The following is a 14,836-nucleotide window of genomic DNA, read 5'->3' on the forward strand; positions in this document are numbered from 1 at the left end:
AGATAAGGAGGAATTATGGGATTATTTAAAAAGAAAAAAGCAAAATATATTCGCCTAAATCCACCTATTTCTAGTCAAAAAGCAAGTGACAAGATTCCTGATGATATTTGGTGGTCATGTCCATCTTGTAAACAAATGATTTATCATTTAGAAGTGAAAAATAGTCAAGTTTGTCCCAACTGTGGTTATCATTTTCGAATGTCAGTTGAAAATCGTTTGAAATTAATTGCCGATGAAGGTTTTATAGAATGGGATAGTGAATTGGAAAGTAAAGATCCATTAAATTTCCCCGGATACAAAGAAAAACTAACAAAAGCGCAAAAGTCAACTGGATTAAGGGATGCAGTATGGACAGGCCAAGCATCAATAAAAGGATATAAGACTGCTTTAGGTATTATGGATGCCAATTTTATCATGGGGTCTATGGGAACAGTTGTTGGTGAGAAAATTACTCGTCTTTTTGAAAGAGCTCTTGCTGATAAACTACCTGTTGTCCTTTTCACAGCGTCTGGTGGTGCTAGGATGCAAGAAGGAATTTTGTCACTAATGCAGATGTCAAAAATATCTCAAGCAGTTAAGAGGCACTCAGATGCTGGACTTTTATATGTAACAGTACTTACAGATCCGACTACTGGAGGTGTTACAGCTAGTTTTGCCATGGAAGGGGATATTATCCTTGCTGAACCTCGAGCATTGATTGGTTTTGCAGGCCGTAGGGTAATTGAACAAACTGTTAAGCAAAAGTTGCCTGCGGACTTTCAAAGGTCTGAATTTTTAATGGAGCATGGATTCATTGATCAAATAGTTGGTCGTAACGAATTGAAGGCATATTTATCTCAATTATTGAGGATCCATTCATCAACAGAAGAAAAAGAGGTTGATCATGACTAAGAATGCTTATGAAATATTAAAATTAGCGCGTGAACAATCAAAACTAACTTCTTTAGATTTCATGAATCAAGTTTTTACAGATTTTATGGAGTTTCATGGTGATCGATATTATGGAGATGATAAGGCTATGGTTGGTGGTGTAGCTATGCTTGGTGATATTCCAGTATCTGTCATTGGAACGCAAAAAGGCCGTAGTTTAACCGAGAATATTGAACGTAACTTTGGTTCAGCAAGCCCTGAAGGATATAGAAAATCATTGCGTCTAATGAAACAAGCTGAAAAGTTTAATCGACCAATTATTAATTTTATCAATACTGCAGGGGCCTTCTGTGGTATAGAAGCTGAAGAAAGAGGAGAAGGTGAAGCGATAGCACGTAACCTACTTGAAATGTCCACCTTAAAGGTTCCCATTCTTTCTATTATAATTGGTGAAGGTGGAAGTGGTGGAGCACTCGCACTTGCTCAGGCTGACCAAATTTGGATGCTTGAAAATTCTATCTACTCTATTTTATCGCCTGAAGGATTTGCATCTATTTTATGGAAGGATAGTTCACGCGCCAAAGAGGCTGCTGACATTATGAAGATGACTCCAGATGAACTTATGGAACTTTCGATTATTGATAAGATAATTCCAGAAACCAAAAATGGAATGAGAATAAGTGAATATGTCCTTATCAAAAACGTTAGAGAAGAGCTAATTAATGCAATAAGTCAACTTCGATCTTTATCAAGCACAGAACTTCTTGAACAAAGGTATGAACGTTTTAGGAAATATTAAATATTAATTTAATAACCAAGATAGTAATTATATAACTTGTATTGTAATTACTATTTTGGTTTTTTCTTGTTTATTAATTGATTTAATCACATTATTCTATGACATTTAGAAATAATTGGACTATAATTATTAGATATAAAGGCTTATAAATTAAGGAGAATAAAGTGACTGAAAAACAAGTAATTCTTGGTGCACAAGATGTAATGAAAGATCCTGGTAAAAATATCGTTTTTGCAACTTACACAATGGATAAGGTTGATGGGGCAAAAGATGCCGTTGCTGATTTAGCTGATCACATTCCACCATTTTTAAATAGTATGCGAACTCGTTATCCTGATGATAGGTTAGAATTTGCTTTTGGTATTGGGTCTGAGGCATGGGATTATCTGTTCCCAGGTAAAGCAAAACCAAATCAACTTGTACCTTTTAAGGAAATTGATGGACCAAAAGTTCCAGCAGTAGCAACACCTGGTGACCTATTCTTCCATATCAGAGCAAATGAAATGGCTATTTGCTACGAGATTCATCAACTTTGCTATGATATTATTAAAGACTATGTTCAGTTAACGGATGAAACTCATGGTTTTAGGAACTTTGAGGGTCGTGCTATTATTGGTTTTGTCGATGGAACTGAAAATCCTGTTGGCGCTGAAATTCCTGAATATGCTATTGTTGGTGAAGAGGATGAAAAATTCATTAATGGTTCTTACGCTTTCGCTCAAAAATACATCCATGATATGTCTTATTGGAACAAGCAGACTACTGAGAATCAAGAAGCTTCAATTGGTCGCCGTAAATATGACGACAAGGAACTTGATGATGATGCTAAGATGAAGAACGCTCATAATGTAGTTTCTGTTGACGATACAACTGGTGTAGAAAACAAGATTATCCGCATGAACGTTCCTTTTGCTGTAACAGGTGAAAATAAGGTAGGTACTTACTTTATCGGTTATTCTCGCTATTATTCTGTTACTCATAGAATGTTAGTGAATATGTTCCAAGGTAAACCAAAAGGAAATTATGACCGTTTACTAGACTTTTCAACTCCGATAACTGGTAATCTATTCTTCATCCCTTCTTACGATACATTGGCTGAAATTGCTGACGGTACATTTTAGAATCAATTATTAAAAGTTAAAACCTGAAAGATGGTTTTTTCTTTTTGGTTAATATTGTATAATAGATTAAATTTATGAGTTGAGGATGAAAAAATGGAAGGCATACCATACGTAGTAAAGGCAATTGAGAAGGGACTAACACCTTTAGGCAAAAGTGATTTTATCAAAGCATTTAAAGAACTAGGTGTTCAATCTAATGATAATATAATTGCTCATGCATCTTTGAGTGCATTTTCCTATATTTTGGGTGATGAACGGGCTATTTTTGAAGCACTAATGGAGGTTATGGGAGTAGCTGGTACACTCGTGGTTCCTACCCAAACTGTTGATATTACCGACCCAATAAGATACGAGTATCCTCCAGTTCCCAAAGAATGGTGGCAAAAGATTCGTGATGAAATACCAGCTTTTGATAAAGAAAAGTCACCATCAAGAGCAATAGGGGATTTTGCTGAATATGTCAGAACATATAAGGATTCTAAAAGGAGTATCCATCCACTTTATTCCTTTGCAGCTGTGGGGGAAAAAGCAGATTTTATTTTAGAAAATCATCAGCTAGATTATGGTTTGGGGCAAAACTCACCATTAATGAAATTATATGAATTAGATGCTAAGATTCTTTTATTAGGTGTTGATTTCGACTCTAATACATCCCTTCATTTAGCAGAATATTATCCTAATCGTCCTGATCTTGAAGAATCATCAAAAATAATTGCTGATGGACAAGAAAAATGGATTAGTTTTAAAAATATTGATTTAGATATCTATGATGATTTTACAGATATTGAAAAGAAATTTTATTCTGAAAAACCTGAATCATACACATCTACAAAATTAAATGAAGGAAGTATTTACTTGATAAATATGAGAGATTGTGTTGATTTTGCAAGAAACTACTATTTAGAGAAAGAGTGTGATGAGAAAATTCTTTGAGTTTGGCGTAGGTAACAATTACCTTCTTAGAACTGAATTTGAGCGTGCAGATGGAAGTGAGTATGAGAAAAAAGGAATTCATGGACCTATAAATTTTAATTCAGTTTATGTGAGAATATGGATTAAGCAAAAAGTATTTATACTTGATAGCAAGGAAGGATTTAAGAAAACGAATAAGAAAAGGAGTGATTTCAAATTTATTTTGGGAATCTCTTCGAAAGAGATTGAGGAAGATAATAATGAATAAAAAGATTCTTGTAATGGCAGGCACACCAGTAGATACAGAGGCCGGAGCTAAGCTCTTAAAGGATAACTTTTCTGATGAAATTGAGATAATAGAGCGAGCAATTTCTAAGGATCCCAACCAGCAAACTTATTTTCAAACAATGGACAAGAATAAGAGAGAAAAAATCATTAAAGAAATTCTTTCAGATTATAAAACTTCTGGTGTAGATATTTTCTTCATTTATTGTAATTCTCTGTCAGCATCTGTTGATTTTGAAAGTCTTGCTCAAATACTTCAAATAAATATAATTACTCCTTTTACACTATATCGTGAACTAGCTACTAACTATAATAAAATAGGAGTTCTAGCTGCTAATGCCCAAGGAGCAGCAGGAGTGGAAAGAGTTATGAGTCAAACTAATGAAGATATTTCCATAACATCAATTTCAAATTTAGAGTGGGTTTATGCAGTCGAACGACATGAAAATCCAAAAGTAATTATTGAGTCATATGGTTTACCAGCGAGTATTGAGCTTTTTAAAGCAAATAATGTAGAAAAAATTGTCTTTGCCTGTACACACTTTCCTTATTTCTTTAATGAATATCAAAAAAAGACAGATATATTCTGTCTCAATGTTGACGGATTAATGGTGGAAAAGGTAAGGAACAGTATATAAAAATAAGAGGCTTGAAAATTTTCAAGGCTCTTTATTTATAAATTTTATCTTTTGGCATAAAATATAGCATTTTACCAAAGAATTTCTTTTTTAAATCTGCATATTCTTTTGGATTGACGGGACGTCCATTCGACATAAATGAATATAAAACATGATATTCTTCTATATAAAAATTAAGGTAGTCAAAGCCATTTTTATCATAGAATTTTTTGCGAGCAAGTCGTTGAGCGTTGTTATCAGACTTTGAATCAATCTTTTCATAGGTGAGACATATTCTCTGGTTACTATATTCCTTTTTCAGGGCTTGAAGAATTTGACTCCCAAAACCACGTGATTGAAAATCGTCATCAACCGCTAAATAAGACAGATAAGTTAAATCATCATCATGCATAAGGTAGACAAGACCAATCAACATGTCGTCATCATAAACTGCTAGAAAATCAACAAAGTCTTTATCGGACTTACTTAATAGGGTACGAAAGGGTATTTGTTCGTCCCGAGGAAAAGATTTTCTATATAAAAATTTCAGCTTTGCTATCTCTTCATCAGAAGAAGATTTCTTGGAGATTTTATTAAAGGACAGCATACTAATCTTCTTTGTCGTCCTCTTTTTGGTCTTGCTCAAAACGCTTCTCAAGTTTTTTAATATGTTTGTCCATCACATCTTCGAGTGTCATGTCATATTTATCCGCTAGAATAATGATATTATCCAAAACGTCACCTAACTCTTCAAGCAGATTATCTTTCTTCGTATCAAGTGATTTCTCACTTTCGTCCGGTCTGTCTCGTCCAATCTCTATATCCCTAACAGCACGTGAAACTTCGCCAACCTCTTCGGTTAAATAGTTAATCCTAACGAACGGATCATACTCATACCAACCACGATTTCGATAAAAATCAATAACCCATTTTTCATATTCTTTAGTATTCATTTTAGATTCCTCCTTTTTGATATTATAACGCAATTTGCTAAAATTTCCTTGTTTGAAATAATTTTTAAAATGATATACTAAACAATAGAGCTTTAGATAATATTGAGATAGAAAGGCAATTATATAATGAATATAGCTGTATATTGTGGTGCTAACGCTGGAAATAATTTTCTTTATGAAAAAGCAACAATTGACTTGGGAAAATGGATAGCAGAGCGTAAAAATACCCTTGTTTATGGTGGAGGTAATGTTGGATTGATGAAAAAAATCGCTGACACTGTTCTTGATAATGGTGGTAAAGTGATTGGAATAATTCCAACTTTCTTACAAGAACGAGAACTTGCTCATGATAAGATTGATGAAATTGAAGTAGTGGAAAACATGTCTGTAAGAAAAATGAGAATGCTTGAACTTTCAGATGTTTGTATTGCTCTTCCTGGAGGACCAGGAACACTTGAAGAGATAGCAGAAGCGTACTCATGGGTTCGTGTTGGACAAAATTCAAGCCCCTGTATCTTTTACAATGTTGCAGGATATTATGATTTACTTAAAAGTTTCTTTGATAAGATGGTTACTGAGGGGTTCTTAAGTGAGGTTGACCGCAGTAAAATTTATTTTATAGATAATTTGAATCAATTAGATAAAATTATTGATGATTATCAAAGTCCTGAAGTCCGTAAATATAAATAAATCTACTTTATAAGTAGTTTTTATTTTACACTTGTTTAATCTTAAAATTAGTATTATATTAATAAAAAAAGCTGCTACATATTAAAGGAGATTTCATGAAAAAAAGTATTTCTAGTCAGAATTCATATCCTACATTAAGTATAGTTTGTTTCATACTAGGTTTGCTTTGTTGGATTCCTAACTTATTCTTTTATGATCCAAATAATCCTTCCTTATTTATATTTTTCACTCCAGTTTTAGGAGTTTTGGGAATATATTTTGCGATAAAGTGTCAAAGTAAATCACTGAAAAATACTTTGATAGTATTGAATGGCCTCATTGCCTGTAGTATTGGTTTAGTATTTTTTATTGGGACTTTGATTTGGGGCCCTTAGCTAATTAAAGTAAAAAACTCTCTTAGTATCTTCATTAATTAGAAGATACTAAGAGTCTTTTTTATTTTTCTACATAAACACACACAGCTTCTGGAACTTTAAAGTCATGCTTAATTTCAGCCAAAAGTCCTGTTGCCTCATCACGCGCAAATGTAGTAACATTATCACTATCTTGGTGTGCGGCTACTACAATCTTACCATCACTTGATAAGTTAATATCTCGAGGTGTCTTACCTGCTGTAGAGATAGTTTGTATTTTCTCCAAAGTAGAGTCACCTAAACATTTGTAAACGACAATTGAGTCATGACCGCGGTTACTAGCGTATAAAAATTTATCATCATCAGATAGTCTGATTGCAGCAGTTCCGTTAAAACCAATATAATCTTCTGGAAGTGTTGAAATTGTTTGAAGTAATGAGAAATCGCCTACACCATCGTAGATGAGTACTTCGATAGTGGAATTAAGTTCACAAATTAAGTAAGCAATCTTATTTGTTTTTTGAAAGACGATATGGCGAGCACCAGAACCAGGTGCAGACTGATAATTATTGATTTCAATCATTTTCCCATCAACGATATCATATGTTGTTACACTGTCAGTACCGAGGTCGCAGGTTACCAAAAACTTGTCTGGTGTTAGATCTGCAAAGTGAACATGCGGACTTGCTTGATTTTCATGAGGACCAAAACCAACATGTTGAACCTTGTCACTTAAAGATAAACGACCATCCTCGTGGCGCGTGTAGGCAAGGACTTGTCCTTTGTGATAGTTAGCTCCATATACTAAATTACGATCTTCATCAACAGAGACGTAACAAAGTGGTGCACCCTCTTCAACAACGTGGTTGAGAAGATGACCATTAGCATCGAAAGCTGCAACTCCACCTTCAGACTTAACAGCACCAACAGAGTACAGATGTCTTTGATTATCAATAGTTAAGTAAGTTGGGCTTGGTTCCTCAATATATTCAATTAAATCACTAAGTTGACCAGTTTCAGTATCCAAATTAGCCTTGTAGATTCCTTTAGAATCACGACGTGTATAAGTTCCAAAGTAAATTGTATCTTGCATGTTTTACCTCTTCCTAGATTATATTCAACTTAATAATATCATAAATGGTCTAAAAGGTTGAATCGAACTGCTTACGGAATCAAAAAAGTTCATATATATTTCCTGTAAATATACGAATATTTTTCCTTAAATTTAATATCGAAAATACAAAAAGGAGATTCTATTTAATGTTTTTAAATGTTTTTTTCCTATGCTTACTTGTGTTATAATTTAAGTTACAAAAAAGAAAAAATGAAGGTAAATGAATGAATCAAAGTAGACCTTATAAAACCTCTTGGTTTTACAAACTATTTATTAATAATAGGATAGCAACAACATTGGTTGTTTCGCTTCTATTATTTTTAAATCTTTATATAATTAGTAAACTAGGTTTTCTTTTTAGACCAATAATTGATTTCTTAGGAATAATAATGTTGCCAGTTGTTCTTGCAGCAATTTTCTACTATATGTTAAATCCTATTGTCGATTGGTGTGAGAAGAAAGGAGTAAAAAGAACAATTTCAATTGGTGTTCTTTTTATTATATTAGCAGGAATAATTATTTTCTCACTAGCAGTAGTAATTCCTAGTATCCTTGATCATGTTGAAAGCTTCATGACCAACATTCCTTCCTACATTAGTGAATCGCAAAAAAGAGTTAATGAAATAATTCAGCAACCATTCTTCGAACAATTTAGACCTCAGATTGAGGAATTCATTAATAACGTCAGTGGAAAATTGATAGAAGCATCAAGAGATATTTCGAAAACAGCAGTTTCAGGAGTAACTGGATTTCTATCAACTGCGACAAGCGTTCTGATATCAATTGCAATCCTACCTTTTATATTGTTCTATCTTCTAAAAGATGGGAGAAGATTGAACCCTTATATTACTCAATTTCTTCCTGATAAAGCTAGACCTCAAACTTCTAAAATTTTATCAGAAGTTGACAACACCCTATCAAATTATGTACGCGGGCAAGTAACAGTTTCACTTGCCGTAGCAATAATGCTAAGTACCTTATTCACTATAATCGGACTTAAATATAGCGTGACTATCGGTATTATAGCAGGGATACTTAATCTCATTCCATATTTAGGATCGTTTGTTGCCTTAGTTACAGCGTTATTAGTTGCACTAGCAACTGGTCCTGTTATGATTGTAAAAGTTCTAATCTGTTTTGCCTTAGAACAATTTATTGAAGCACATCTAATTTCTCCTTTAGTATTAGGAAGTAAATTAAAAATACATCCGGTTACAGTATTAATCGTATTACTGACTTCAGGAAAACTCTTCGGTCTTTGGGGAGTACTACTTGGAATACCAGTTTATGCATCATTAAAAGTAATAATAAGCTACTTCTATAAATGGTACCGTGAAGTATCTGGACTTTATAGTGAACCGCTAATGACAGAAGGCCAACTTGATCAAGTAGAAGATGAGTTGGATAAGGAGGCAGAAGAAAAAGAATGACATATTCAGAACAAATGGTCGAAGCACTTCATGACCAAGAATTAGAAAAAGCTCAGGATCTTTTAAAAAAGGCTCTTGAGTCTGACGAACAGGAAGTCCTTTTAGATCTAGCCGAATATCTAGAGTATATGGGATTTCAAGAAGAAAGCCGCTTAATATATGATAAAGTCATGGATGAAGATCCAGAAGATAAAGGCTTCTATATAAATTTAGCAAGTATGGCTGCTGATGATGGTGACTTTGATAAGGCATATGAATACCTAGCTCAAATTCCTGAAGATGACGAAAATTATTTGGCAGTAGTAGTTGAGACAGCAGATTTATACCAAATGGAAGGCTTTTATGAAGCCGCTTTGGAGAAATTACGTCTCGCAGAAAGCATGTCAGATTCACCATTAATTACCTTTGCAATGGCTGAATTATTTTATAGTCAAGGAAGGTATCAAGAAGCAATAGATAAGTATGTATTACTTGATGTTGAAGAAATTTATGAAGCGACAAGAGTTTCAACCTATCAACGTATTGGTACAGCGTATGCAAGTATAGGTAAGTTTGAGTTAGCTCTTGAATATCTAGAAAAATCTTTAGAATTATATCATGATGACAATGTTCTTTTTGAACTTGCAAATATCAATATGGAGCTTGGAGAAGATAAAAGAGCAATTGATTACTTCAAACAGTTAGATGTTTTAAATCCTGATTTTGACGGATATGAATATTTATATGCACAAGCATTAGAACATGATAATAATTTTGAAGAAGCTAAAAACATTGCATTACAAGGATTGAAAAAGAACCCTCAAGATGTTCCATTACTTCATTTCTTATCACGTATTTCTTATCAAATGCATGACTTTGAAGAAGCTGAAAAATATTTGATGCAGGCGCTTGATGTACCAGATATGCATGACGAAACAGTGTTCCTATTAAGTAATTTATATTTAGATCATGAAGACTATGAAGCAGTAGTTCATTTGGAAGATGTTTTAGATGAAGAACATTTACTTGCATCTTGGAATTTTGCTAAAGCGTATATGGAACTTGATGAAGAAGACAAGGCTGAAGAAATCTTTGATGGATTGGCAGAAAACATGTCAAATAACCCTGAATTTTTAAAAGATTATATTGATGTTTTGCGCAGATTAGGACGTCAAACGGATGCTAAAATTCAAGTTGAAAAATATCTTGATTTAGTTCCAGATGATGAAAATATGCAAAATTTACTACAAGATCTTCAATCAGAAGAATATTAATCTAAAAATTATTCTCGCTTTCGGGCGAGTTTTTTTATATAAAATATTTTTTTCTTATGATAACGGTTTCCTAGACTTCTTTAATAGTTTTCTTCTTTTTTTCGTGATATACTAATTCACGAAATAAGAAAAAGGAGATGCAAATGTCAAAAGATAAATTTGGTGCAGACCTAGTTGTTGATAGTCTGATTAATCATGATGTGAAGTATATTTTTGGAATTCCAGGAGCAAAAATTGATAAAGTATTTGATACTTTAGAAGATAAAGGCCCTGAATTAATCATTGCCCGTCACGAACAAAATGCTGCCTTTATGGCTCAGGGTATTGGTCGTATTACAGGTGAACCAGGAGTTGTTATTGCTACAAGTGGTCCTGGGGCAAGTAATTTGGCAACAGGTTTGGTAACAGCAACCGCAGAAGGTGATCCTGTACTTGCCATTGGGGGACAAGTTAAACGTGGAGATTTATTAAAACGAACTCACCAAAGTATGGATAATGCTGCCCTTTTCGAACCAATTACTAAATATTCAGCTGAAGTTGAGGACTCAAATACTATTTCAGAAGCAATTGCAAATGCTTATAGAATGGCTAAGTCTGGTAAACCAGGAGCGAGTTTTATTTCACTTCCTCAAGATGTTGTAGATTCAAAAGTTTCTGTGAAAGCAATTTCACCATTAAGTGAACCACGTCTAGGAACAGCTTCTATTGAAGATATTAATTATCTTGCACAGGCTATTAGAAATGCTGAATTACCAGTTCTATTATTAGGTAGTGGTGCTTCAAGTGAAAAAGTTACTGAAGCAGTTCGTAATTTAATTAAACATGTTCCTCTTCCTGTAGTTGAAACATTCCAAGGAGCAGGTATTATTTCAAGAGATTTAGAAAAGAATTTCTTTGGTCGTGTTGGTTTATTCCGTAACCAACCAGGTGATATGCTTCTTAAGAGATCGGACCTTGTAATTGCAATTGGTTATGACCCAATTGAATACGAAGCACGTAACTGGAATGCTGAAATCGATAGTAGAATTATTGTTATTGATGAAGCTATGGCTGAAATTGATACATATTTCCAACCAGAACGTGAATTAATTGGTGACATCTCTGAAACATTAAAGAGTCTTTTACCTGCCATCAGAGGTTATAAACTACCTAAAGCTTCAATTGATTATTTGATTGATTTACGCGAAATTCTAAATTTCCCTGATATGAGTATTGTTGAAAAAGAAGGTGTTCTTCATCCAGTTGATGTAGTTTCAACTCTTCAAAAACATGTTAAAGACGATCAAACAGTCACTGTTGATATTGGTAGCCATTATATCTGGATGGCGCGTAAATTCCGTTCATATAGCCCACGTCATTTGTTATTCTCAAATGGTATGCAAACACTTGGTGTTGCGCTTCCTTGGGCAATTTCTGCAGCCCTTGTTCGCCCAGGTAAAAAAGTTTATTCAGTATCTGGTGATGGAGGATTCTTATTCTCAGCTCAAGAGCTTGAAACAGCTGTACGTATGAATTTACCAATCGTTCATTTAATATGGAATGATGGTCATTACAACATGGTAGAATTCCAAGAAGTAATGAAATATGGCCGTTCAAGTGGTGTTGATTTAGGACCTGTTGATTTTGTTAAATATGCAGAAGCATTTGGAGCAAAAGGAATTAGAGTTCACTCAAAAGATGAGTTAGACCAAGTATTGGCGAGCATTGATGATTCTACTGGTCCAGTAATCATTGATATTCCAGTTGATTACTCAGATAATATCAAACTTGGAGAAACAATCTTACCAGATGAGTTTTATTAAAAATATAATTTAGACATCTTCGGATGTCTTTTTTAGTTGATTATAATCTTATAGCAGAAAGCATTTATGATATTATTTAATAAAAGTCTTGACCTTTACCTTACGTAAAGGAATATACTGATATTTGTAAAGAACAAGGAGGCAATTTAGGTGAAAAACATTAAGGAAGTATCCAAGCTTACTGGCTTAACAGAAAGAAGCTTAAGATACTATGAAGAAATAGGTTTAATTAATCCAACTAGAAACGAAATAAATGATTATCGTCAATATAGTGATTCTGACATCGAAAAACTATATCAAATTCAGCTATATCGCAGTCTAGAAATTCCTTTGAAGAAGATATCGGAAATATTTTTCAATGAAAATACATCAGAATATCAAATTTATATGGAACAAATTGATAAATTAAAGAAAAAAAGAGATGACCTAAATAAAATTCTTGCTGATTTACAAAGAAAAGTAGAAGGTGAGAAAATAATGGAAAAAGATTTCAAAAATGTTAATGCAGTTATTGCAGATAATGAAACAAAATACGGACAAGAAATTCGAGAAAAATATGGTAATCAAGTTGTTGATAAAGCAAATGATTATCTACGTGCATCAGGGGGTGAAAAACTTGATAGTGCGGAAGAATTACGTCTTCAAATTAATGAACTGTTGACTCAACTTGTAAGTGAAGAAGTGAGTATTGAAGATGAAAAAGCGAAAAAACTTTTTGCTCTTCATAAAGAATGGTTAGAAATATATTATCCTAATTATTCAAAAGAATATCATTTAGGACTTGCTGATATGTATGAGTTTGACGAAAGATTTGCAAAATACTATGATGATGTAATTAATGGCGGAATGAAATTCATAGTTGATACAATTAGAAAATATGTATAATAAGTAAAATTGGTATATACAAATATGCCGATTTTTTCGTATATAATTTATCAATAAAAATATTTTTTTAAGGTCCAAAAAGCTTTAATTTAAAGGCAAGTGTACGCTTTCAATATATCAGATTGAAGTTTAAATATTATGAAAATAATTGAAATTTGGTAAATCTTAGTCTATAATACTGTAATATATTTGAAACATATTAAGAAATCACATTTTAAAAAAAGAAGTGAGGAAAAAGATGGGTGAAAAACAAGTAAATAAGGACGATAAGGCTGTCTTAGAACGAGGACTCAGTGGTCGTCATGTTGAAATGATTGCTCTTGGGGGAACAATTGGTACAGGTCTATTTTTGGGAGCTGGAAGATCAATTCAAGCAGCAGGACCATCGATAGTACTAATTTATATCATTACTGGGATATTTATGTTCTGGATGATGCGAGCACTTGGTGAGTTAATGTTGACTGATACTAATCAGCCCACTTTTATCGCTTTTATAGAAAAATATCTTGGGAAACGAGCACAATTAGTAATTGGTTGGACCTACTGGATTGGTTGGATTGTAATCGCCATGGCTGAGCTTACGGCCATTGGTATTTACATGAAATATTGGTTTCCAACGATTCCAGTTTGGATATGGGAGATAATTTTCTTAATCGTCTTATTTGGAATTAATATCATTGCAGTAGGAGCTTTTGGAGAAACAGAGTTTTGGTTTGCCATGATTAAAATTATTGCAATCTTAGCTATGATTGCTACTGGTATATTTATGGTTGTAACCCATACTAGAACCTCAGCTGGTGTCGCAAGCTTATCAAATTTATGGAAATATGGCTTTGTAGCTGACCATGGGAAACATTTATTACCTGCCTTCAAGATGGTATTCTTTGCTTTCCTAGGTATTGAGTTTGTTGGTACTACAGCAGCAGAGGCCAAAGATCCTGATAAAGTAATACCTAAAGCAATTAATTCAATCATAATGCGTATTTTAATTTTTTATGTTGGAGCATTATTAGCTATTATGTGTATTCAACCTTGGACTAATTATAATGCTGATGAATCACCATTTGTACAAGTATTTGCAGGAATTGGTATTACGGCAGCAGCTGGAATTATTAATTTCGTTGTATTAACTGCTGCAGCATCTTCATTAAATAGTGGTATATTTGCAACAGGACGAATGTTATATTCTTTAACTCATGAAAATCCAAAAAGTCCATTCTCAAAACTTAGTAGAAATAAACTTCCGTTAAATGCTATTATCTGTTCAACTGTTTTAATTGGTATTGCTGTAATTGTAAGTATACTCTTACCAGAAGGAGCATTTGAGATAATTACATCTATTGCATCTGCAGCATTTATTGGAATTTATATGACACTTGTTTACGCTCATCTTAAATATCGTCAATCTGATGATTTTAAAAATGGACCTCAAAAATTCAAGATGCCAGGTGCTCCATTAACTGATTACTTAACAATTGCGTTCTTAGCTTTCATTTTTATTATCTTGTTAACTACAAAAGAGACTCAATTTGCAGCAATCCTTGCAATTGTCTGGTACGCTTCCCTATACGTACTAAGTAGGAATGCAGATAAAAGGAAAGTAAATTAAATAGATATTTATAAAAGTTGTCGAATTTTCGATGACTTTTTTCTTATGTTTTTTGGTGAATTATGAAGAGTTAATAAAAATTTATATTTTTTATTGACTTTTCGTTCCGTACTATTTATAATAATACACATAAAGATTCCGTA

At 33.2% G+C, this 14,836-nt stretch carries 16 protein-coding genes; 13 read left to right on the forward strand and 3 right to left on the reverse strand.

Annotation, left to right across the window (positions count from 1 at the left end; all coding sequences use genetic code 11):
• The first annotated feature begins 15 nt into the window (after positions 1 to 15).
• The 6 genes from accD to BG262_RS06110 all read left to right on the forward strand — a co-directional run bounded on the left by accD (position 16) and on the right by BG262_RS06110 (position 4,625).
• The gene (gene accD / locus BG262_RS06085; RefSeq protein ID WP_070787979.1) at positions 16 to 891 is read left to right on the forward strand and encodes an acetyl-CoA carboxylase, carboxyltransferase subunit beta; all 876 of its coding nucleotides are present in this window, start codon (positions 16 to 18) and stop codon (positions 889 to 891) included.
• Positions 884 to 1,669, forward strand: coding sequence for an acetyl-CoA carboxylase carboxyl transferase subunit alpha (locus BG262_RS06090; protein WP_070787980.1), 786 nt, complete (start codon positions 884 to 886; stop codon positions 1,667 to 1,669). Before accD ends, BG262_RS06090 begins: the two co-directional genes overlap by 8 nt.
• Before the next feature lie 203 nt (positions 1,670 to 1,872).
• Complete coding sequence (locus tag BG262_RS06095) at positions 1,873 to 2,790, forward strand: Dyp-type peroxidase (RefSeq protein WP_070788090.1); 918 nt, start codon at positions 1,873 to 1,875, stop codon at positions 2,788 to 2,790.
• Positions 2,791 to 2,883: 93 nt separating this feature from the next.
• Positions 2,884 to 3,723, forward strand: a complete 840-nt coding sequence (locus BG262_RS06100; RefSeq protein WP_070787981.1) for an AAC(3) family N-acetyltransferase — start codon at positions 2,884 to 2,886, stop codon at positions 3,721 to 3,723.
• Positions 3,707 to 3,970, forward strand: coding sequence for a DUF3977 family protein (locus BG262_RS06105; protein WP_070787982.1), 264 nt, complete (start codon positions 3,707 to 3,709; stop codon positions 3,968 to 3,970). The genes BG262_RS06100 and BG262_RS06105 overlap by 17 nt, the downstream gene beginning before the upstream one ends.
• Positions 3,963 to 4,625: an aspartate/glutamate racemase family protein gene (locus tag BG262_RS06110; protein WP_070787983.1), complete on the forward strand. Its 663-nt coding sequence runs from the start codon at positions 3,963 to 3,965 to the stop codon at positions 4,623 to 4,625. Before BG262_RS06105 ends, BG262_RS06110 begins: the two co-directional genes overlap by 8 nt.
• Positions 4,626 to 4,656: 31 nt before the next feature.
• On the opposite strand, the gene BG262_RS06115 is transcribed toward BG262_RS06110, so the two are convergent.
• Positions 4,657 to 5,211: a GNAT family N-acetyltransferase gene (locus BG262_RS06115; RefSeq protein WP_070787984.1), complete on the reverse strand. Its 555-nt coding sequence runs from the start codon at positions 5,209 to 5,211 to the stop codon at positions 4,657 to 4,659.
• Between the two features lies 1 nt (position 5,212).
• A complete protein-coding gene (locus BG262_RS06120) occupies positions 5,213 to 5,557 on the reverse strand; it encodes a MazG nucleotide pyrophosphohydrolase domain-containing protein (RefSeq protein ID WP_070787985.1) in 345 nt (114 codons plus the stop codon).
• A gap of 126 nt (positions 5,558 to 5,683) precedes the next feature.
• Here BG262_RS06120 and BG262_RS06125 point away from each other — a divergent pair, with 126 nt between their 5' ends.
• Together BG262_RS06125 and BG262_RS06130 are read left to right on the forward strand one after the other, a co-directional pair.
• Positions 5,684 to 6,247: an LOG family protein gene (locus tag BG262_RS06125; RefSeq protein WP_070787986.1), complete on the forward strand. Its 564-nt coding sequence runs from the start codon at positions 5,684 to 5,686 to the stop codon at positions 6,245 to 6,247.
• 95 nt (positions 6,248 to 6,342) lie between these two features.
• Entirely contained in the window at positions 6,343 to 6,621 is a 279-nt protein-coding gene (locus tag BG262_RS06130) for a hypothetical protein (RefSeq protein WP_070787987.1), read from the forward strand.
• 61 nt (positions 6,622 to 6,682) lie between these two features.
• Here BG262_RS06130 and BG262_RS06135 read toward each other — a convergent pair whose 3' ends face one another.
• Entirely contained in the window at positions 6,683 to 7,693 is a 1,011-nt protein-coding gene (locus BG262_RS06135; RefSeq protein ID WP_070787988.1) for a lactonase family protein, read from the reverse strand.
• A gap of 245 nt (positions 7,694 to 7,938) precedes the next feature.
• Between BG262_RS06135 and BG262_RS06140 the strand changes: the two genes are divergently transcribed.
• From BG262_RS06140 to BG262_RS06160, 5 genes are all read left to right on the forward strand, one after another.
• Positions 7,939 to 9,144, forward strand: a complete 1,206-nt coding sequence (locus BG262_RS06140; RefSeq protein WP_070787989.1) for an AI-2E family transporter — start codon at positions 7,939 to 7,941, stop codon at positions 9,142 to 9,144.
• Positions 9,141 to 10,397: a tetratricopeptide repeat protein gene (locus tag BG262_RS06145; RefSeq protein WP_070787990.1), complete on the forward strand. Its 1,257-nt coding sequence runs from the start codon at positions 9,141 to 9,143 to the stop codon at positions 10,395 to 10,397. Before BG262_RS06140 ends, BG262_RS06145 begins: the two co-directional genes overlap by 4 nt.
• Positions 10,398 to 10,534: 137 nt before the next feature.
• Positions 10,535 to 12,199 carry an acetolactate synthase AlsS gene (gene alsS, locus BG262_RS06150; RefSeq protein WP_070787991.1) on the forward strand — a complete coding sequence of 555 codons (1,665 nt, stop codon included), beginning with the start codon at positions 10,535 to 10,537 and terminating at the stop codon, positions 12,197 to 12,199.
• Positions 12,200 to 12,349: 150 nt separating this feature from the next.
• Positions 12,350 to 13,084, forward strand: coding sequence for a MerR family transcriptional regulator (locus tag BG262_RS06155; protein WP_070787992.1), 735 nt, complete (start codon positions 12,350 to 12,352; stop codon positions 13,082 to 13,084).
• A gap of 238 nt (positions 13,085 to 13,322) precedes the next feature.
• Positions 13,323 to 14,693 (forward strand): amino acid permease, encoded by a 1,371-nt coding sequence (locus tag BG262_RS06160; RefSeq protein ID WP_070787993.1) that lies wholly within the window; start codon positions 13,323 to 13,325, stop codon positions 14,691 to 14,693.
• Positions 14,694 to 14,836: the final 143 nt, after the last annotated feature.

This window comes from Floricoccus penangensis (assembly GCF_001832885.1).
GTDB classification, from domain to species: Bacteria; Bacillota; Bacilli; order Lactobacillales; family Streptococcaceae; genus Floricoccus; species Floricoccus penangensis.

Coding starts and splice junctions, on each gene's coding strand:
- BG262_RS06140 (WP_070787989.1), top strand. CDS start 7,939: ATGAATCAAAGTAGACCTTATAAAACCTCTTGGTTTTACAAACTATTT.
- BG262_RS06095 (WP_070788090.1), top strand. CDS start 1,873: ATGAAAGATCCTGGTAAAAATATCGTTTTTGCAACTTACACAATGGAT.
- BG262_RS06125 (WP_070787986.1), top strand. CDS start 5,684: ATGAATATAGCTGTATATTGTGGTGCTAACGCTGGAAATAATTTTCTT.
- BG262_RS06130 (WP_070787987.1), top strand. CDS start 6,343: ATGAAAAAAAGTATTTCTAGTCAGAATTCATATCCTACATTAAGTATA.
- BG262_RS06135 (WP_070787988.1), bottom strand. CDS start 7,693: ATGCAAGATACAATTTACTTTGGAACTTATACACGTCGTGATTCTAAA.
- accD (WP_070787979.1), top strand. CDS start 16: ATGGGATTATTTAAAAAGAAAAAAGCAAAATATATTCGCCTAAATCCA.
- BG262_RS06160 (WP_070787993.1), top strand. CDS start 13,323: ATGGGTGAAAAACAAGTAAATAAGGACGATAAGGCTGTCTTAGAACGA.
- BG262_RS06110 (WP_070787983.1), top strand. CDS start 3,963: ATGAATAAAAAGATTCTTGTAATGGCAGGCACACCAGTAGATACAGAG.
- BG262_RS06145 (WP_070787990.1), top strand. CDS start 9,141: ATGACATATTCAGAACAAATGGTCGAAGCACTTCATGACCAAGAATTA.
- BG262_RS06120 (WP_070787985.1), bottom strand. CDS start 5,557: ATGAATACTAAAGAATATGAAAAATGGGTTATTGATTTTTATCGAAAT.
- BG262_RS06090 (WP_070787980.1), top strand. CDS start 884: ATGACTAAGAATGCTTATGAAATATTAAAATTAGCGCGTGAACAATCA.
- alsS (WP_070787991.1), top strand. CDS start 10,535: ATGCAAATGTCAAAAGATAAATTTGGTGCAGACCTAGTTGTTGATAGT.
- BG262_RS06115 (WP_070787984.1), bottom strand. CDS start 5,211: ATGCTGTCCTTTAATAAAATCTCCAAGAAATCTTCTTCTGATGAAGAG.
- BG262_RS06105 (WP_070787982.1), top strand. CDS start 3,707: ATGAGAAAATTCTTTGAGTTTGGCGTAGGTAACAATTACCTTCTTAGA.
- BG262_RS06100 (WP_070787981.1), top strand. CDS start 2,884: ATGGAAGGCATACCATACGTAGTAAAGGCAATTGAGAAGGGACTAACA.